Here is an 18,558-nt window from a genome sequence, read left to right on the forward strand (position 1 = left end):
GGACGCCCCCCTTCGCAAGGGCCAGGTGATGTGCCGAACGATGCCGGGGCGGGGGCCCCGGCGCAATCGAATACCGGGCGGGCGAGTGTCCGCCGGGCGCCCGCGTCAGGGGTGGACCGCCGCCGCCCTGCCGAGGACGTCCCGGGCGGTGGGGAGCGCCTGGACGCGGTCCTGAGGAACCACGCCGATGCGGGTGCGGCGGTCCAGGAGGTCGGACTCGTCCAGGGCGCCCTCGTGCCGCACGGCCCAGAGCAGTTCGGCGCGGGTGACGGGATGGCCGGGGAGCACCGGCTCGGCCAGGGCGGGGTCCCGGGCGGCGAGGGCGTGGACCGCCACGGCCTCGGTGCCGTAGCGGCGGACCAGGCGGCGCGGTGCGGGCAGCGCGCGCAGGCGTGCGGGGGCGGCGGCGCCGACCAGGGGCAGCGCGGCCGTGGGGGAGGGGGCGGCGCGCAGGCCCCGGGCCCCGGCCGCCGCGTCCACGGCGTCCTGCGCCATCCGCCGGTAGGTGGTGAGCTTGCCGCCGACGACCGTGGTGACACCGTCGGGCGAGGTCAGCACCGCGTGCCGGCGGGAGATGTCGGACGTACGGGGTGCCCCCGCGGGGTCCTCGGGGGCGGAGGTGTCCAGCAGCGGGCGCAGTCCGGCGAAGGCACCGACGACCTCGTCCCGGGACACGGGGGTGTCGAGGGCCGAGCCGAGCACGTCCAGGAGGAAGCCGATGTCGGCCTCGGGGACCTCCGGCACGTCCGGGACGGCGCCGTCGACCGGTTCGTCGGTGAGGCCGACGTAGACCCGGCCGTCCCCCTGGGGCAGGACCAGCACGAAGCGGTTGGTCTCCCCGGGGATCGGGATGTGCAGTCCGGCCGGCAGGGCGCCGAGCCGTTCCGAGCGCAGGACGAGGTGGGTGCCGCGGGAGGGCCGTATCCGGATGCCGTCGGTGAGGGCGCCCGCCCACACCCCGGTGGCGTTGATCACGGCGCGGGCCCTGATCTCGCCCTCCTCGCCGGTGAGTTCGTCGCGGATCCGGGCGCCCGTCCCGGTCAGCTCCAGGGCCCGCACCCGGGTCAGCACCCGGGCGCCGTGCGCGGCGGCCGTCCGGGTCAGGGCGGTCACCAGCCGGGCGTCGTCGGTCACCTTGCCGTCCCAGGACAGCAGCCCGCCGCGCAGCCCGGCCGCGCGGACCGAGGGGGCGAGGTGCCGGGCCTCCGTCGCCGAGAGCCGGCGGGGCGCGGGCAGCACCTGGCGCGGGGTCCGGGCGGCCAGCCGCAGCACGTCCCCGGCCCGGAGCCCGGCCCAGGCCAGCGTGGCCTGGGCCCGGGACACCAGCGGGGTCAGCGGCAGCACGAACGGCTGGGCCGCCACCAGGTGCGGGGCCGTACGGGTCATCAGCACCCCGCGCTCGACCGCGCTCTCGTGGGCGACGTCGAACTGCGCGGAGGCCAGGTAGCGCAACCCGCCGTGGATGAGCTTGGAACTCCAGCGGGAGGTGCCGAAGGCCAGGTCGTGGGCGTCCACCGCGACGACGTCCAGCCCGCGGGCCGCCGCGTCCAGCGCGGCCCCGGCGCCCGTGGCGCCCAGCCCGACGACCAGGACGTCGGCCGTCCGGCCGTCCGCGGCCTCGGCCAGTTCCCGGCCGCGCCGGTGTGCGCTCAGGGACGAGCCGGGCGCGGCCTCGGTGTGGCTCATGGCGTCAGGGTCCTCTCCAGGAGGGTGCGCAGCTCACCGAGGAGGGCGGCGGAGTCCAGCTCCGGATCGTCCTCGTCGGTCATCGTGCGCAGGGACAGGGCGAAGGACTGCACGGTCAACAGCAGGACGCGCGCCTGCCGTTCGGTGTGGCCGGGCCGTACGGACCCGTCCGCGTGGCCCTCGCGCAGCGCGTCGGCCAGCAGCGCCAGCAGCGCCTCCTGGCTCGCGCCGCGACGGTCGAGCACGTACGGCAGGAGCAGTTCCGGATCGACGTCGACGATCTTGCGGAAGAGGGGGTGCGCGCGGAACGCCTCGACCCCGGCCACCAGTCCGTCCACGACCCGGGTGCGCGTGGGCGTACCGGGCGCGGGCTCCGGTATGGCCCGGGTGGCCACGTCGATCCACTCCCGGGTCATCAGATCGCCCACCAGGCCGCGCAGGTCCGGCCAGCGCCGGTACAGCGTCATCCGGGAGACACCGGCGCGGCGGGCCACGTCGGCGAGCGTGGTGCGCCGTACGCCGACGGCCAGCACGCAGTCGCGTACCGCGTCGAGGACGTGATCGTTGTCCGAGCCGCTGCCCGAACCGTTGTGACGAATGGGCGTCATGTGTCACAGTGTAACGCCCCGGGGCCCGGACGGAAGCGGCCAGGCCCCGGGGACGGCCCCGAGCCGCGCGGACCGAGCCCCCGACCACCACCCCGACCAGCGCACCCACCTGTGAGGACGACCGTTCAATGGACATGCTGTGGAACGGCTGGGGCGACCCGGCCAAGGCGGCGCCGCTGCCCGACTCGGTGACCGGGCTGCTGCGCGACCTGCTCGGCGTCAAGCCGCGCAGCACGCCCGCGCTCGGCCTGGAGGACATCCGCCTGCCCGCCCCCACCGTGGGCCCCGCCGCCCTGAAGGCGCTCGCCGCGGCCGTCGGCGGCGAGGAACACGTGCGCACGGACACGGAGAGCCGCATCCGGCACACCCGCGGCAAGTCCACCCCGGACCTGCTGCGCATCCGCGAGGGCGACGTCGCCGACGTCCCGCAGGCCGTCGTCCTGCCCGCCGGCCACGGCCAGGTGCTCGCGGTCCTGCGCGCCTGCGCCGCGCACGGCCTGGCCGTCGTGCCCTTCGGCGGCGGCACCTCGGTGGTGGGCGGACTCGCCCCGCAGCGCAGCGCGTTCGTCGCCCTGGACCTGCGCCGCATGAACGGCCTGCTCGACCTGGACCCCGTCTCGCGCACCGCCGTCCTCCAGCCCGGCCTGCGCGCCCCCGAGGCCGAGGCCCTGCTCGCCGGGCACGGCTTCACCCTCGGCCACTTCCCGCAGTCCTTCGAATGGGCCACCATCGGCGGCTTCGCGGCGGCCCGCTCCAGCGGACAGGCGTCCGCCGGATACGGCCGCTTCGACGAGATGGTGCTCGGCCTCACCCTCGCCACCCCCGAGGGCACCATCGAGACCGGCCGCGCCCCCCGCTCCGCCGCCGGACCGGACCTGCGCCAGCTCATCCTCGGCTCCGAGGGCGCCTTCGGCGTCATCACCTCCGTCACCGTACGGATCCGCCCCCTGCCCGAGACGCGGCTGTACGAGGGCTGGCGGTTCGGCTCCTTCGAGGAGGGCGCCACCGCACTGCGCCGGCTCGCCCAGGACGGACCCCGGCCGACCGTGCTGCGCCTGTCCGACGAGACCGAGACACTCGTCGGCCTCGCCCAGCCCGACGCCATCGGCGCCGGTTCGGCACCGGGCGACGCCGGATGCCTGGCGATCACCGGATACGAGGGGACGGCCGAGGACACCGCGCACCGCCGCGAACGGGCGGCGGCCGTGCTGACGGACTGCGGTGGCACCCCGGCCGGCGCCGAACCCGGCGAACGCTGGGCGCACGGCCGCTACTCCGCGCCCTACCTGCGCGACGCCCTGCTCGACGTCGGCGCCTTCGCCGAGACGCTGGAGACCGCGGCCTTCTGGTCCCGCGTCCCCGACCTCTACACGGCCGTCCGCACGGCGCTCACCGACACCCTCACCCAGGCCGGCACCCCGCCCCTGGTGATGTGTCACATCTCCCACGTCTACGAGAACGGCGCCTCGCTGTACTTCACCGTCGTCAGCGCCCAGGGCGAGGACCCGGTGGCCCACTGGACGCCCGCCAAGCACGCGGCCAACGAAGCCGTGCTCGCCGCCGGCGGCACCATCTCCCACCACCACGGGGTCGGCACCGACCACCGCGACTGGTACGTCCGCGAGGCCGGCCCGCTCGGCGTCTCGGCCCTGCGCGCCGTCAAGCGCCGCCTGGACCCCGAGGGGCTCCTCAACCCCGGCGTCCTGCTGCCCACCGACTGACCCGACCCGACCGCCTGCCTCGAAAGGCCCATCGATGCGCCAGTTCACCGCTGTCGTCAACCCCACCGCGGGCGGCTCCACCGGGGCGGCGACCCTGCTCCGGCTGGCCCGGCTGCTGCGCGAGGCCGGGGCCGGACTCCGGACGGAGTACAGCCACAGCCTCGCCCACGCCCAGGACATCGCCCGTGGGGCCGGTGAGCGCGGACGCATCGTCCTGGCCGTGGGCGGCGACGGCATCGCGGGCGGCATCGGCGGCGCGCTCAGCGGCACCGGAACCGTCCTGGGCCTCGTACCCGCCGGACGCGGCAACGACTTCGCCCGCGCGCTCGGCCTGCCCGCCGACCCGGCCGCGCTCGCCGGCATCCTGCTGCGCGCCGAGCCCCGGCCCGTCGACACGATCGAGGTGGAATCGGCCGTCCACCCGCGCACGGTGGTCCTGGGCAGCGTGTACGCCGGCGTCGACGCGGAGGCCAACCGGCACGCCAACAACGCCCGGCTGCTGCGCGGCGCCGCCTCCTACTACGCGGGCGGCCTGCGCGCCGTCACCACCTGGCGGCCGGCCGAGTACCGCGTCACCGTCGACGGCGAGGAACACACCCACCGCGGCTACACCGTCGTCGCGGCCAACTCCCCTTACTACGGCTCCGGCCGGCTCATCGCGCCCGGCGCGCGCGTCGACGACGGCCTGCTGGACGTCGTGCTGATCCGGCAGGCCCCGCGCCGGCTGTTCTTCGCCCTGATGAACGAGCTGAAGAACGGCACCCACGTCCGCCGCCCCGAAGTACGCGTCCTGCGCGGCCGTGAACTGCGCATCGAGGCCACCCGGCCCGTCCCCTACGGCGCCGACGGCGAGGTCGAGGCCACCCTGCCGGTCACGCTGCGGGTGCGGCCCGGGGACCTGCCGGTGCTTTACTGACCGCCCCGGCGCATCACCCGCGCACCCCTGGGTAGGCAAGGAGTGCCTGGGGAGGGAGCCATATGTCGCTGGAGCAGGCCGAGGGTGTGGTGCGGGCGGTCGTCGTGTACGACGGGCGGTTGCTGCTGGTGCCGGAAGGAGACGGAGACGGCTGGACACTGCCCTCGGGCACACCGGAACCGGCCGAGACCGCCCAGGCCACGGCGGCGCGGATCGTCTACGAGCTCACCGGTTACCTGGTCGACGGCACCGAGCCGCTGGAGCCGCGGGACACGGCGGGGGAGACGGCCGTGGTCTGCCAGTTGCTGAGCGAGTCACCGTCGGACGGGGGCCGCTTCGCACCGGAGCAGGTGCGCTGGGCACCGATGGAGGAGACCGCCGGCACACCGCTGCCGGCGAGCGTGCGCACGTATCTGCGGGGGCACACACCCGTGTGAACCCCGACGATCAGCCGGGGTGCCGCGGGCCGTGGCACGGAGTGTGCCGTCGGCCCCGCCTGGGTACGGGCAGGTCGGGTTTTCCCGCCGGGCGTTTCCGGTTGCGGGGCCGACGCCGCGGGGGTTCAGTGAGTAGGGGCCGTTCGGGGGCCTTGTTTCCGGTCGCCGCTCGCCTGCCGTACCAGGAGCTGTCATGTCGATGTCGTTCGGTGCGCCGTTCGGTTCGTCGGATGCGTTCAATGAGCTGCTGAATCGTTTCTTCGGAATGTCGCCGGCGTCATCGCCCCCCGCCGTACAGCGCGTACCCGTCGGACGGCTGCTGACGGAATCGTCGCGGCAACTGCTGAACCTGGCCGCGCAGCGGGCCGCTACCGACGGCACCTCCGACCTGGACACCGAACACCTGCTCTGGGCGGCCACCCAGGTCGACCCCGCACGCCGGCTGCTCTCCCAGGTGGGCGTGGACCCCGACACGGTCGCCGCCGAACTGGCCAAGGTCCTGCCTCGCGAGTCCGCCGAACCCTCCGCGCAGCCGGGCCTCACCCCGGCGGCCAAACGCACCCTCGGCGCGGCCTACGCCCGGTCCCAGGCGGCCGGCGTCTCCTACATCGGTCCCGAGCACATCCTCGCCGCCCTGCTCGGCGACAGCGACACGGGTGCGGCCCGGATGCTGCGCGCCGAGGGCCTGGACACCCAGCGCGTCGCGGGGCTGACCGAACAGCCGGCGGCGCGTGCCGAGGCAGCCCCCGCCGAACGGAAGAAGCCGGCCACGACCCTGGACGAATACGGCCGCGACCTGACGGAGGAGGCCAAGGCCGGCAGGCTCGACCCGGTGGTCGGGCGGGCCGAGGAGATCGAGCAGACCGTCGAGATCCTCTCCCGGCGCTCCAAGAACAACCCGGTGCTCATCGGCGAACCCGGAGTCGGCAAGACCGCCATCGTGGAGGGCCTCGCCCAGCGCATCGTGGCGGGCGAGGTCCCCGACGTCCTGAAGGACAAACGCGTCGTCTCGCTGGACCTGTCGGGCATGGTGGCGGGCGCGCAGTACCGGGGACAGTTCGAGGAACGGCTCAAGAAGGTCATCGAGGACGTCCAGGCGGCGAGCGGCGACGTCATCCTCTTCATCGACGAACTGCACACGGTCGTCGGCGCCGGCGCCACCGGCGAGGGTTCCATGGACGCGGGCAACATGCTCAAGCCCGCTCTCGCGCGCGGTGAACTCCACGTCGTGGGCGCCACGACCATCGACGAGTACCGCAAGTACGTCGAGAAGGACGCCGCCCTGGAGCGCCGGTTCCAGCCGGTGATGGTGCGCGAGCCCACGGTCGAGGAGACGGTGCAGATCCTCGAAGGGCTCCGCGACTCCTACGAGGCGCACCACCAGGTCCGCTTCGACGACGCAGCCCTCGTGGCCGCCGCCGAACTGTCCGACCGGTACATCAGCGACCGCTTCCTGCCGGACAAAGCCATCGACGTGATGGACCAGGCCGGTGCCCGGGTGCGGCTGCGCAGTGCCGGACGCTCCACCGAGGTCGTCAGCCGCGAGGACCGCATCGCCAAGCTGCGCCGTGAACTCGAACAGGCCGTCTCCGCCGAGGACTTCGAGAAGGCCTCGGAGCTCAAGCGGGACATCGCCGAGGCGGAGGGGGAACTCGCCGGCATCGAGGAGCGCCGCGAGGGCGTCGTCTCCGTCACGGCCTCCGACATCGCCGACGTCGTCTCCCGCCGCACCGGCATCCCGGTCTCCCAGCTCACCGCCGGCGAGAAGGAGAAACTGCTCCGGCTCGAAGAGGAGATGCACGCGCGGATCGTCGGCCAGGACGAGGCGGTCACCGCGGTCTCCCAGGCCGTGCGCCGCAACCGCGCCGGCATGGGCGACCCCCGCCGCCCCGTCGGTTCCTTCCTCTTCCTCGGCCCGACCGGCGTCGGCAAGACCGAACTCGCCAAGACCCTCGCCGCCCTGCTGTTCGGCGAGGAGGACCGCATGATCCGGTTCGACATGAGCGAGTTCCAGGAGAAGCACACCGTCGCCCGGCTGGTCGGCGCGCCCCCTGGATACGTCGGCTACGAGGAGGCGGGCCAGCTCACCGAGAAGGTCCGCCGCCGGCCCTACAGCGTGGTGCTCTTCGACGAGGTGGAGAAGGCCCACCCCGACGTCTTCAACACCCTGTTGCAGATCCTGGACGACGGACGGCTGACCGACGCGCAGGGCCGCACCGTCGACTTCCGGCACTGCGTCGTCATCATGACGTCCAACATCGGCGCGCGCCGCATCCTGGACCACAAGGGCGATGTCTCCGCGCTCAAGGACGAGTTGATGGAGGATCTGCGCACGCGGTTCCTGCCGGAGTTCCTCAACCGGATCGACGACATCATCATCTTCCACGCCCTGACCGAGGACGACCTCGGGCAGATCGTGGACCACCTGCTGGACCAGAGCAGGCGCAAGGTGCGCGCGCAGGGCCTGGACCTGGAGGTCACGGAACCGGCCAAGAAGCTCCTCATCGCCCACGGCCACCAGCCGGAGTTCGGCGCGCGCCCGCTGCGCCGCACGATCCAGGCGGAACTCGACAACCGCATCGCCAGCCTGCTGCTCGGCGGCGAGGCCGACCCGGGCGACACGATCGTCGCCGAGGTCCGCGACGACTCGCTGCACTGCACGGTACGCAGAGGCGACCACGGCGAACCGGCGTCCCGGGAAGGCTGAGAGAAGGAGTCCTCAGCCCCGCAGCGCGTCCTGCACGCTGGGATAGCAGGCGAGGAGGGGGGTGAGGCCGACTATCTCCAGGGTGCGCAGGACGGGCCGCCGTACGCCTGCCAGACGGAGCCAGCCCCCCGGAGCGTGCGCCTGGTGGGCGGCGATGAGGACGTTGATGCCGCTGGAGTCCATGAACGGCACACCGCTGAGGTCCGCGACGGTGCGCGCCCCGTCGGGGTCCGCGGGGGCGAGGGCCCGGCGGAGGGCGCCGGAGGTGTGGTGGTCGACCTCCCCGGTCACCGTGACGACGGTGACACCGTCCGCGTCGGTCCGGGTGACCGACAGCGGCTCCGGCCCCGCCTGCTCGTTCGTGAATGCCGTGTCTGCCACGCGTCCCTCGTCCACGCTCACCCGATCCTTGCCCATAGCTTCCGTCTCCGACAGGCTGCCCAGGATCCCCCGGAGGATGCAGGCCGGCCCCGGAGCGCTCCGGCGCGCACCCGGTGACCGCCGACGGAGCGGGGTTGCCGCCGCCGGCCGTCTTGTCCCGCACCGCCCGGCCCACTTCAATGCTCTTCACCCCCGCAGGAGAACACCTGTCCCACATCACCCAGTGAAGGGGTTCTTCTTGAGAGCCGTACGCGTGACAGCCGTCACCGCCGCAGCCTGCGCCACCGTGCTCGCCGCCGCGCTGCCCTCCTCCGCCGTCAACTCGTACAACGCCACGCCGGCGCCCGAGCGCACCGAGGTCGGAGCACTCGTGGCCGCCTGGGACGACGACGGCGACCCGGCCACCCCGGACCGCGTCGACTGGGTGTGCTCCGGCACGATGGTCGACGCCGGCACCTTCCTGACCGCCGCCCACTGCACCAGCGACTGGCCGGCCGGCGTCCGCTTCTTCGTCTCGCTCGACCAGGACGTCCAGGCCGGACTCGACGCCGCCGCGAAGCAGCACCCGGGAGACCCGGCCGCCCAGGCGAACGCCGTCGCCGTCCAGGGCACCGCGCACACCCACCCGGACTACCCGGGCCCCGCCTCCGACCCGCACGACATCGCGGTCGTCGAACTGCCCGCCGCGAAGGTCGCCGCCCGCTGGTCCTTCACCCCGGCCGCCCTGCCGACCGCGAACCAGCTCGACGCCCTCGGCCCGCAGGGGCTGAACTCCACCGACTGGTTCGTCGCCGGGTACGGCACGCAGGAGGCCGTCAACGGGCCGGGCGGCCAGACCCACCCCGGCGGCGGCGTCCGGATGAAGGCCCCGGTCACGTTCAACGCCCTGAACGACTCCTGGGCCCGGCTGGGCATGACGGCCCCGCAGGGCAACGGCGGTGCCTGCTACGGCGACTCCGGCGGGCCCGACTTCGCCGTCATCGGCGGCAGGAACGTCCTCGCCGCCACGACCATCACCGGCGACACGCCCTGCTACGCCACGAACGTCGCCTACCGCCTGGACACGCCCGGAGCCCGCGCCTTCCTGGCACCGTTCGTGAAACTGCCGTAGCCCAGCGAACCGGACACCGCGGGCACCGGTCCCCGCGCGGAGGGACCGGTGCCCGCCTCCGCCCGCGCGCGAGGACCGCGGGGCTCCGCGCCGCGCGGCCCGGCAGGGCGTGGGGCCGGTGGCGGACATAGGCTGATGTGGCCAGGAGTACCACGGAGGACAGCCGACCCTGAGCCATTTCCCGATGTGACGGCCCGAGCCGGCCGACGGGAAGGGAGTACCGGGATGGATCAGGAGAGGATCAACGCGTTCCTGGACCACTTCGTCACCGACCTCGCGTCGACCGAGGCCGCCGGCTCCATCGCGCTGGGCCACCGGCTCGGCCTCTACCGGGCACTCGCACAGGGCCCGGCGACACCCGAGGAGTTCGCGCAACGCACGCACTGTCATCCGCGGTACCTCACCGAGTGGCTGCGCGGCCAGGCCGCCGGCGGATACGCCGAGTACGACGCGGCGACCGGCCGGTTCTCACTGGCCGAGGAGCAGGCGTTCTGCCTGGCCGACCCCAACGGCCCCGACGTCGCCGCGGCCTTCCGCTTCGCCCTGGGAATGCTGCGCGCCGAGCCTCGCATCGCGGAGGCGTTCCGCACCGGCGAGGGCGTTGCCTGGCACGAGCACGATGACGAGGTGTTCGTCGGAGTCGACGCCTTCTTCCGCCCCCATTACGAGGCCGAGCTGGTCCCGAACTGGATCCCGGCGCTGGACGGCGCGGACGCGAAGCTGAACGCCGGGGCGCGGGTCGCCGACGTGGGGTGCGGTCTCGGCTCGTCGTCGATCCTGCTGGCCCAGGCGTATCCGCGGACGGAGGTCGTGGGTTCCGACTACCACGGCGAGTCGATCGCGGTGGCGCGCGAGAGGGCTGCCGAGGCCGGGGTCGCCGGACGCGTCACCTTCCAGGTGGCCACCGCGCAGACCTTCGAGGGTGCGGGCTACGACCTGGTGGCCATGCTCGACTGCCTGCACGACATGGGCGACCCGTTGGGGGCCGCCCGACGGGTGCGCGAGGCGCTCGCCGCCGACGGCACGTGGCTTCTCGTGGAACCGCTCGCCTCCGACCGGATCGAGGAGAACTTCCATCCGGTGGGCCGGCTGTACTACAGCGCCTCCACGTTCCTGTGCGTGCCCAATGCCCTGTCCCAGCGGGGCGGTTACGCCCTGGGCGCGCAGGCCGGTGAGGCGGCGGTCCGCGAGATGGTCACCGAGGCGGGTTTCACCCGGTTCCGCCGGGCCGCGCAGACTCCCTTCAACGTGGTCTACGAGATCCGGCCGTAGAACGCGGGGTGCCGAGGTCGTGGCCCCCGGCCCCGACCCCGGCGAGAGCGTGCGCGGGTGGCCGGGCCGGGTACCTACACTGGGTGGTCGGGTGAGCGTCGACGGTGACCAGGGTGGGGCGGGAGCGGCTGTGACGGAGAAGGCCGGGGGATTCGAGGACCCGCCCGCCGATGTGCTCGCCGCGGCAGCCGCCGCGTTCGGGCTGCTCGCCGCCCCGGCCCGGCTGCGTCTGATGTGGGCCCTGGCGCAGGGCGAGTGCGATGTCACGCACCTCGCCGACCGCGTGGGCGGTGCCCTGCCCGCCGTCAGCCAGCACCTGGCGAAGCTGAAGCTCGCCGGACTGGTCCGCTCCCGCCGTGAGGGGCGGCGGCAGATCTACTCCATCGGCGACCCGGACGTCGTGGCCCTGATCCATGCCGTGGTCGGCAAGTTGACCGCGCGGTCGTACCCCGCCCCCATCCCGGCGCAGGATTCACGCCGGACGCTTACCAAGGGCACGTAGACTCCGCCTGCCGTGCCGCCCTGGAGGCGGACGGCCCCGCGATGAGATGCCTCGCCTGTGAATCGGCTGTGGATCCGCGCTGTTCCGGCAACGTGTTTGCTAGATTGCGCAATCACGCAACCGATGTGCCGCAGGCCCGACCGTTCAGGGGAGTGGGAGATGAGCGACCCGTGGGACGGGCCGGCCGGCCAGGGCACACGCAGCCGTGGCGCGCGGGTGCCCCGGCAGCGCGGGGCAGTACCGGACGACGCGCGTCCGCCGGGCGGCCGGGCCGCGGCCCGGGCGGCCTCGCGGGCGGGCGGCGGCAGGCGGTCCCGCCGGGCCCGGCCGGTGCGGCGCGGCAGGCGGGTGCTGAAGATCCTCGGGATCGGCCTGTCCGTCCTGATCGTGGTCACCGCCGGCGCGGGCTGGTGGTTCTACGAGCACCTGAACGGCAACATCCACAGCGTCTCCCTGGACGGCAAGGGCGGCACGGAGAAGGCCGACGCCTTCGGCCGCACCCCCATCAACATCCTGGTCATGGGCTCCGACGGCCGGACCAGCGCGACGGACTGCAAGCTCGGCGGCGGCTGCGCGAAGACCGGGGTGCAGACCGGCAGCAACGCCGACGTGGAGATGGTGCTGCACATATCCGCCGACCGCTCGAACGCCACCGTGATGAGCATCCCGCGCGACACCATGACCAAGGTCCCGGCCTGCGAGGACAGTGAGTCGGGGCAGTCCACGAACGGCTACTACGGCCAGATCAACAGCGCGCTCCAGTACGGGCCCGCCTGCCAGGTGGCCACCGTCCACCAGCTCACCGGGATAACCATCGACCACTTCGTCAAGCTCGACTTCTCCGGCGTCGTCAAGATGTCCGACGCGGTCGGCGGCGTCTCGGTGTGCGTCAGCGACGACGTCTACGACACCTACTCCCACCTGAAGCTGTCCAAGGGCACCCACACCCTCAAGGGCGTCGCGGCCCTGGAGTTCGTCCGCTCCCGGCACGGCTTCGGCGACGGCAGCGACCTCGGCCGTACGGTCTCGCAGCACATCTTCCTCAGCGCGATGATCCGCAAGTTCAAGAGCGCGGGCACGCTCACCGACCCCACCGCGGTCTACCACCTCGCCGACGCCGCCACCAAGGCACTGACCGTGGACGACGGCCTCGGCACCGTGAACAAGCTGATCTCGCTCGCCGACGACGTGAACAAGGTGCCCACCAAGCGGATCACCTTCACCACCATGCAGACGGCCCCCGATCCCGGCGACAACGACCGGGTGGTGGTGGGCCCGGGCGCGAAGAGCCTGTTCGCCACCATCGCGAACGACCAGGCCCTGACCACCGGCTCCGGCAAGAAGTCCGCGGCGGCCTCCGCGACCGCCAAGGCGAAGGCCACCGCCTCCGCCGTGCCCGCGGCCGAGGTCGCGGTGACGGTCGAGAACGGCACCGGCATCACCGGCCGCGCCTCCGCCCTCGCGACCGCCCTCACCGGCCAGGGCTTCAGCACCGCCACGACCACGGCCAACGCCCCCAGCCCCGCCACCGGAACCACCCTCACCTACGGCACCGGCGAGCAGGCAGCGGCCCAGACGGTGGCCAAGGCGCTCGGCCTGCCCCCGTCCCACCTGAAGCAGGGCACGGGCAGCGGCCTGACCCTGGTGATCGGCAGCGACTGGCCCAGCGGCACCAGCTACCCGGGCGGCTCGTCCTCGCCCGCGCCCGCCGACACCAAGGCCGCCGTCGGAGGCGCCCACGCCTCCACCGCCGACCAGGCCAAGACCTGCGCCAAGGTGAGCCCCTACAGGACGGTCACGTACGAGGGCGTCTCCATGACACCGTCCCAGGCCTACGCCGCGGCGCGGAGCAAGCCCGACTCCGACGCCTGACCGATGGCGGGGGCCGGCCGTGGGGACGCCGGGTCAGAGCTTGCGCCAGCGCGCGTTGCACCAGGAGAAGACACCGAACGCGGCCAGGCCGAGCGCGACCAGGGCGAGCAGCCAGGGCCCGGCCGGCAGGTCCCGGAACGCGCGCAGGGTGTCGTCCATGCCCTTGGCCTTCCCCGGCTGGTGCTGGACGGCCGCGACGAGCGCGAACACACCGGCCGCCGCGAAGACGACGCCGCGGGCCGTCCCGCCCGTCACCCCGAGGCCCTCCACGACCGGCCGGACCCGGGCCGACATGGCGCTGGTCCGCAGCTTGTCGCGGAACTTGCGGCGCACGGCCCGCACCGAGATCCACCCTCCGGCGATCACCACGGCGGCCCCCGCGATCCCGAGGAGCCACTGGCCGCCGGGCCAGTCCAGCACCCGCGCGGTGACGTCGTCGGTGTGCCGGTCGGAGGAGCCGCTGCCGCTGCCCCGGTCCCCGGCCGCGTAGGAGAGCACCGAGTAGGACACGAAGCAGTAGAAGACGGAACGGAACAGGGCCGCCGCCCGCCGGGAGAGCTTGGCCCCGTCGGGGCCGTAGCCGGCGAACACCGCCTCGGACAGCCGCCACAGCGCCATCCCGGCGAGGGCGACGCCCACGATCCACAGCATCGCCGACCCGAACGGCTGCCCGGCCAGCTCACCGAGGGCACCGCCGCGGTCGGCCTGCTGTCCGCCGCCGTCACCGCCGAAGGCGATCTGCACGGCGATGACGCCCACGAGTACGTAGATCAGCCCACGCGCCGCGAAGCCGGCCCGGCCCGCCGCCTCCACGGCCGGGCTGTCCGCCACCCGCCGCGCCCGGGACCGTCCCCGCAGTGTCCATGTGTGTGCATCCATGTACCGCCGGATGCCCCCGGGTACGGCTCCGACACCTTCCCCGGCGGGCCCGGCTCGCGGGATCCGGACGGCCCGTTGAGTACCGGGCCGTGCGGTTTCCGTACCTCCCCCTGACGAACGGGTCCGGGATGCGAGGATGGGGGGTCATGACGGCGGGGTGGGGTGTGCGCACGGTGCGTACCGCGGTGTTCGCGGCCGTCTGCGTCGTACTCGCCGCCCTCGGACACGTCCTGATGGCCGGCCATGACGTGCCCGCGTGGGCACTGGCCGCCGGCCTCGCCGCCACCGGCGGCGCGGGCTGGTGCCTGACCGGTCGTGAGCGGGGTACGGCGCTGATCGTCCCGCTCGTCGTCGCCGTCCAGGCGGCCCTGCACGCGGCGTTCTCCCTCGCCCAGACCGCTTCCCCGGGCACCGCACCGCGGCCGGCCGTCATGTCCCCCATGGCGATGGACATGGGCGCCAAGCCGATGGACGCCACGCACATGGCGCACATGGCGCACATGGCGGACATGACGCACTCCACGGACGGGGCCGGATGGCCGGCGTCCGGGATGCTCGCCGCGCACCTGCTCGCCGCGCTCCTCACCGGACTGTGGCTGGCGTACGGCGAGCGGGCCGCCTTCCGCATCCTGCGGGCCGTGGCCGGACGGCTGGCCGCGCCGCTGCGCCTGCTGCTGGCCCTGCCCGTCGCCGCCGACCGCCCCGGACCGCGGCTGCGCCGGCCCCGCTCGGAGCGGGCGCCGAGCCTCGACCTGCTCATCCACGCGATCACCTCGCGCGGGCCGCCGACGGGGACCGCTGTCGTCTGAAGACAGCCGGTACACCGGGGCCGCCCCTGAGCGCCTCGGTCCACGGCCGTACGCCCGCGCACGCGCCCGCAGCGCGGTAGCCGCTCACGCCACTCGCCGCGTGCCGTCACACCCCGGCACGCCCGTGTCGGCGTGCCGTCGCCCGCTGCCCGTGCGCGCGTCGTAGGGCCGTCCTCCCCCCGCACCGGACCGGCCGCGCCCAGGCGTGCCCCGGTCCGGTCACGGTCGACCCGAGAAGGACACCAGGTGATCACTCCTGTCCTGCCCCCAGCACGGACCGCGTACGGCCGGACGGCAGCCGCCGACGAGTCGGCGACCGCGTGGGCGCTGGCCGCCCGTCGTGGTGACGCCGACGCGGTCGAGCACTTCGTCCGCGCCCTGCACCGCGACGTCCAGCGGTACGTCGCCCACCTCTGCGCCGATCCCCAGGCCGTCGACGACCTCGCCCAGGACACCTTCCTGCGTGCCCTCGGCAGCCTGCACCGCTTCGAGGGCCGCTCCTCGGCGCGCGCCTGGCTGCTGTCCATCGCCCGCCGGGCGGTGACCGACAGCCACCGCCGCGCCGCCTCCCGGCCCCGGCTGTCGGACGCGGCGGACTGGCAACGGGCGGTCGAGTCGGTCCAGCCGCGCGGCCTGCCCGGATTCGATGACGGCATCGCACTGCTGGACCTGCTCGCAGGGCTGCCGGCCGAGCGCCGGGAGGCGTTCGTCCTCACCCAGCTGCTCGGCCTGCCCTACGCCGAGGCGGCCGAGGTCAGCGACTGTCCCGTCGGCACGGTGCGTTCCCGCGTGGCCCGCGCCAGGGCGACCCTGATCGGCCTGCTCGACGCGGCGGAGCGGCCCGCCGCCCCTCCGGTCGCCTGACCGGTTCGCCGGGGTGGGGCCGGCACGCCGCCGGCCCCACCCGGGTCACTGGGAACCGAGAGGCGGAGGCGGAGGCAGATGCGGATCAGCGCGCCTCCGCGTCCGCGTCCGCCTCCGCCTCCCCGCCCCGCGACAGACGTCCGCCGATCAGCAGTACCGCGCACGCCCCGGCCGTCAGCAGTCCGCCGGCGAGGAAGGCCCCCCGCGCACCGGCGAGCGGCAGGATCAGACCTCCGAGCGCGGCGCCCGCCGCGATGCCGGCGTTGTACGCACCGGAGTTCGCCGCGAGGGCGAGGTCCGTGCGGCCCGGCGCCCAGTGCAGCATCGCGTTCTGGGCGGTCATGAACACCGGTCCGAGCGCACCGCCCATCAGCACCAGGCACACCACCGCCATGACCTGACGGCCGCCCGCCGCGTACAGACCGAGCATGCCGAGCGCCTGGGTGGCCACGGCCGTGGGCAGCGCGGCACGCGGGAAGCGGTCCAGCAGCGCCGCGGTGCCGCTCACCCCGGCCAGGCACGCGGTACCGAAGGCCGCGAGCAGCACGCCGACCGTGCCGGGGGCGAACCCGCCCACGCCGCCCAGGAACGTCACCAGGTAGGTGTATCCCGCGAACGCACCGGTGGCGGAGAGGAATCCCGCCGCCAGTACGGTCCCGAACCGGCGGACGTCGGGGCTGCTGCCGTAGGCGGCGGGCTCGTCGTCCGGACGCGAGGTCGGCAGCAGGACGGCGATCGTCACGAGGCAGACCAGCCCCGGAACGGCAAGGGAGGCGACCGGCACCGGCCAGCCGCGCTGCCGGCCCAGCCAGGTCCCCGCGGGGACACCGAGCACCAGGGCGAGCGAACCGGCCACGGACAGCGCCCCGACCACACGTCCGCGCACCTCGGGGGCGAACAGGCCCACCGCGACCGGCCCCATCACCGCCCAGAACAGCGCCTGGGCGAGGGCGGTCAACAGCCGTGCCCCGAGGAGCAGCCAGTACGAGCCGGCCACGGCCCCGACCAGACTGGACACGACCAGCGCGGCCAGCAGTCCCGCGAGCACATGACGCCGGGGCACCGCCCGCAGGGCGTGGGCGAGCGGCAGGGAGGCGACGGCCACCGTCACGCCGTAGCCGGTGACCAGCAGCCCGACCGCCGACAGCGACACCCCGAGGCTGTCGGACATGAGGTCCAGGAGGCCGATGGGCAGGTTCTCCGCGGTGTTGAAGGTGAAGGCGGCCAGCATGAGAGCCGCGAGCACCGCGGGGCCGCGCCGTGCGGCCGGTCGCGCCGAGACCCCACGGTCTCGTCCCGGCCTCGCCCACCGCGCTGGTTGTGTGACACCGCCCATGCGATCAGCTCACCGGCCGCCCCGGTCCCACCGCAACCGAATTCCGGGCTCGCCGGCACGGCCGGAGGGTCCTGTGTCAGGCGCATGTGCCAAGTCCGCGCGAACCGCCCTTGCCCACCCTTCCGTTCAAACGGCGTGCGGTAGGGTACGAGCTGTTTGGTTTAATTTTCAGCTTGGGGGAGGGTCCATGGCTCAGCAGGAGCGAGCTGTACGGACCCGACGTGCTGTTCTGGAGGCCGCCGCCGCCGTCTTCGCGGAACGCGGATACGCCGCCGCCACCATCGCCGAGATCCTGAACCGGGCCGGCGTCACCAAGGGCGCCCTGTACTTCCACTTCGACTCCAAGGCGGCCCTCGCCCGGGGCGTGCTCCAGGAGCAGACGGGGACCGAGTACCACCTGCCCCGGGAGCTGAAGTTGCAGGAGTGGGTGGACGCGGGCATGACCCTCGCCAAGCGGCTGCCGCAGGAGCCCGTACTGCTCGCCGGCGTCCGGCTCTCGGCCGACCTCCAGGGTCGCGAGGTGCTCGGCAGCGCCTGGCCCGCCTGGGCCCGGATGACCTCGTGCGTCCTGACGGAGGCGAAGGAACGCGGTGAGGTGCTGCCGCACGTGGACCCCGAGGAGACCGCCCAGGTCTTCCTCGGTGCCTGGATCGGCGTGCAGTTCGTCTCGCAGGCCGTGGCCGGCTGGGCCGACCTGGACGACCGCATGTCGGCGCTGTACGGGCACATCCTCCCCGCCATCGCGGCCCCGGCCGTCCTCGTCCGGCTGGACACCGCTCCGGACCGGGGCGCCCGCGTGATCGCCGAGGTCCGGCAGAAGTCACAGACACTCGCCGGCGTCTGAGCCCGACACCGACCGCCGCGCCGGGCTCCCGCTCTCGGCCGTCTCTCGGGCGCGCTGGCGGCACGCGTTCAGGCGTGTACCAAACCGCTGAGTCGGTTTGTGACGGCCCTCGCTCGAGCCTCGCGGCCGAGCACCCGGCACCCGGTCACGCCCGGCCGGCCGCGGGGACGAGACCGGGGGCGAACCGGAACGAGACCGCCTCCATCAGCGGCTTGCGCCTGGTGTTGTGGAAGGCGGCGATCCGCCATGTGCCGTCCGGCTCCCGCACCAGCGTGTACGTCTGCACCTTGCCGAGCCGGCGGGGCCGCCTGCCCTTGTAGGTGTCGCCGCGCCCGCTGACGACGGCCGTGTCCGGCCCCGGGAAGCGGATGCCGACGACCTCGTCCGCGAGCCGGGTGTCCTTGAGGAAGGTCGTGAACAGCACACGGTGGCTCTCGGTGATGTCCCGGCGCCCCTGGTAGAGCGTGCCGACATAGGTGGCGTAGGTGGCGTCCTCGGTGAACAGGCGGCCGTAGGCGTCGGCGTCGTGCTCGTTCCAGGCGGCGACCAGTGCGTCCAGGACGGCGGTGACGGCGGCGGTGTCGTGCGATGCGGGCACGGCGGAGGTCTCCCC

At 74.0% G+C, this 18,558-nt stretch carries 17 protein-coding genes; 11 read left to right on the forward strand and 6 right to left on the reverse strand.

Annotation, left to right across the window (positions count from 1 at the left end):
* Positions 1 to 105: 105 nt before the first annotated feature.
* Positions 106 to 1,686: a glycerol-3-phosphate dehydrogenase/oxidase gene (locus tag IE273_RS28275; protein ID WP_189817998.1), complete on the reverse strand. Its 1,581-nt coding sequence runs from the start codon at positions 1,684 to 1,686 to the stop codon at positions 106 to 108.
* The gene (locus IE273_RS28280) at positions 1,683 to 2,294 is read right to left on the reverse strand and encodes a TetR/AcrR family transcriptional regulator (protein WP_189817999.1); all 612 of its coding nucleotides are present in this window, start codon (positions 2,292 to 2,294) and stop codon (positions 1,683 to 1,685) included. Before IE273_RS28280 ends, IE273_RS28275 begins: the two co-directional genes overlap by 4 nt.
* 128 nt (positions 2,295 to 2,422) lie before the next feature.
* On the opposite strand from IE273_RS28280, the gene IE273_RS28285 reads away from it, so the two are divergent.
* The 4 genes from IE273_RS28285 to IE273_RS28300 all read left to right on the forward strand — a co-directional run bounded on the left by IE273_RS28285 (position 2,423) and on the right by IE273_RS28300 (position 8,075).
* Positions 2,423 to 4,015, forward strand: coding sequence for an FAD-binding oxidoreductase (locus IE273_RS28285; RefSeq protein ID WP_189818000.1), 1,593 nt, complete (start codon positions 2,423 to 2,425; stop codon positions 4,013 to 4,015).
* Positions 4,016 to 4,049: 34 nt separating this feature from the next.
* Entirely contained in the window at positions 4,050 to 4,931 is an 882-nt protein-coding gene (locus tag IE273_RS28290; protein WP_189818001.1) for a YegS/Rv2252/BmrU family lipid kinase, read from the forward strand.
* Positions 4,932 to 4,993: 62 nt separating this feature from the next.
* Positions 4,994 to 5,368, forward strand: coding sequence for an NUDIX hydrolase (locus IE273_RS28295; protein ID WP_189818002.1), 375 nt, complete (start codon positions 4,994 to 4,996; stop codon positions 5,366 to 5,368).
* 193 nt (positions 5,369 to 5,561) lie between these two features.
* A complete protein-coding gene (locus IE273_RS28300) occupies positions 5,562 to 8,075 on the forward strand; it encodes an ATP-dependent Clp protease ATP-binding subunit (protein WP_189818003.1) in 2,514 nt (837 codons plus the stop codon).
* Positions 8,076 to 8,087: 12 nt separating this feature from the next.
* Here the strand turns inward: IE273_RS28300 and IE273_RS28305 are convergent, their stop codons facing one another.
* Positions 8,088 to 8,492: an STAS domain-containing protein gene (locus IE273_RS28305; protein ID WP_189818004.1), complete on the reverse strand. Its 405-nt coding sequence runs from the start codon at positions 8,490 to 8,492 to the stop codon at positions 8,088 to 8,090.
* Between the two features lie 202 nt (positions 8,493 to 8,694).
* On the opposite strand from IE273_RS28305, the gene IE273_RS28310 reads away from it, so the two are divergent.
* From IE273_RS28310 to IE273_RS28325, 4 genes are all read left to right on the forward strand, one after another.
* Complete coding sequence (locus tag IE273_RS28310) at positions 8,695 to 9,567, forward strand: trypsin-like serine protease (RefSeq protein WP_189818005.1); 873 nt, start codon at positions 8,695 to 8,697, stop codon at positions 9,565 to 9,567.
* Between the two features lie 225 nt (positions 9,568 to 9,792).
* A complete protein-coding gene (locus IE273_RS28315; protein WP_189818006.1) occupies positions 9,793 to 10,839 on the forward strand; it encodes a class I SAM-dependent methyltransferase in 1,047 nt (348 codons plus the stop codon).
* Between the two features lie 130 nt (positions 10,840 to 10,969).
* On the forward strand, positions 10,970 to 11,341 hold the full coding sequence (locus IE273_RS28320; RefSeq protein WP_189818007.1) for an ArsR/SmtB family transcription factor: 372 nt from the start codon (positions 10,970 to 10,972) through the stop codon (positions 11,339 to 11,341).
* Between the two features lie 159 nt (positions 11,342 to 11,500).
* Entirely contained in the window at positions 11,501 to 13,213 is a 1,713-nt protein-coding gene (locus tag IE273_RS28325; RefSeq protein WP_229887630.1) for an LCP family protein, read from the forward strand.
* A gap of 33 nt (positions 13,214 to 13,246) precedes the next feature.
* Here the strand turns inward: IE273_RS28325 and IE273_RS28330 are convergent, their stop codons facing one another.
* The gene (locus tag IE273_RS28330; RefSeq protein ID WP_229887632.1) at positions 13,247 to 14,092 is read right to left on the reverse strand and encodes a DUF1206 domain-containing protein; all 846 of its coding nucleotides are present in this window, start codon (positions 14,090 to 14,092) and stop codon (positions 13,247 to 13,249) included.
* Positions 14,093 to 14,238: 146 nt separating this feature from the next.
* On the opposite strand from IE273_RS28330, the gene IE273_RS28335 reads away from it, so the two are divergent.
* Both IE273_RS28335 and IE273_RS28340 read left to right on the forward strand, forming a co-directional pair.
* Positions 14,239 to 14,901, forward strand: coding sequence for a hypothetical protein (locus tag IE273_RS28335; RefSeq protein ID WP_189818008.1), 663 nt, complete (start codon positions 14,239 to 14,241; stop codon positions 14,899 to 14,901).
* A gap of 246 nt (positions 14,902 to 15,147) precedes the next feature.
* Positions 15,148 to 15,765 (forward strand): sigma-70 family RNA polymerase sigma factor, encoded by a 618-nt coding sequence (locus IE273_RS28340; RefSeq protein WP_189818009.1) that lies wholly within the window; start codon positions 15,148 to 15,150, stop codon positions 15,763 to 15,765.
* Between the two features lie 85 nt (positions 15,766 to 15,850).
* Here IE273_RS28340 and IE273_RS28345 read toward each other — a convergent pair whose 3' ends face one another.
* Positions 15,851 to 16,996 carry an MFS transporter gene (locus tag IE273_RS28345; protein WP_308437064.1) on the reverse strand — a complete coding sequence of 382 codons (1,146 nt, stop codon included), beginning with the start codon at positions 16,994 to 16,996 and terminating at the stop codon, positions 15,851 to 15,853.
* A 292-nt stretch (positions 16,997 to 17,288) separates the two neighbouring features.
* On the opposite strand from IE273_RS28345, the gene IE273_RS28350 reads away from it, so the two are divergent.
* Complete coding sequence (locus IE273_RS28350) at positions 17,289 to 17,945, forward strand: ScbR family autoregulator-binding transcription factor (protein WP_189818011.1); 657 nt, start codon at positions 17,289 to 17,291, stop codon at positions 17,943 to 17,945.
* A gap of 145 nt (positions 17,946 to 18,090) precedes the next feature.
* Here the strand turns inward: IE273_RS28350 and IE273_RS28355 are convergent, their stop codons facing one another.
* Positions 18,091 to 18,543: an SgcJ/EcaC family oxidoreductase gene (locus tag IE273_RS28355; RefSeq protein WP_189818012.1), complete on the reverse strand. Its 453-nt coding sequence runs from the start codon at positions 18,541 to 18,543 to the stop codon at positions 18,091 to 18,093.
* Between the last annotated feature and the right edge of the window lie 15 nt (positions 18,544 to 18,558).

Source organism: Streptomyces olivaceoviridis, from assembly GCF_014650115.1.
GTDB classification, from domain to species: Bacteria; Actinomycetota; Actinomycetes; order Streptomycetales; family Streptomycetaceae; genus Streptomyces; species Streptomyces olivaceoviridis.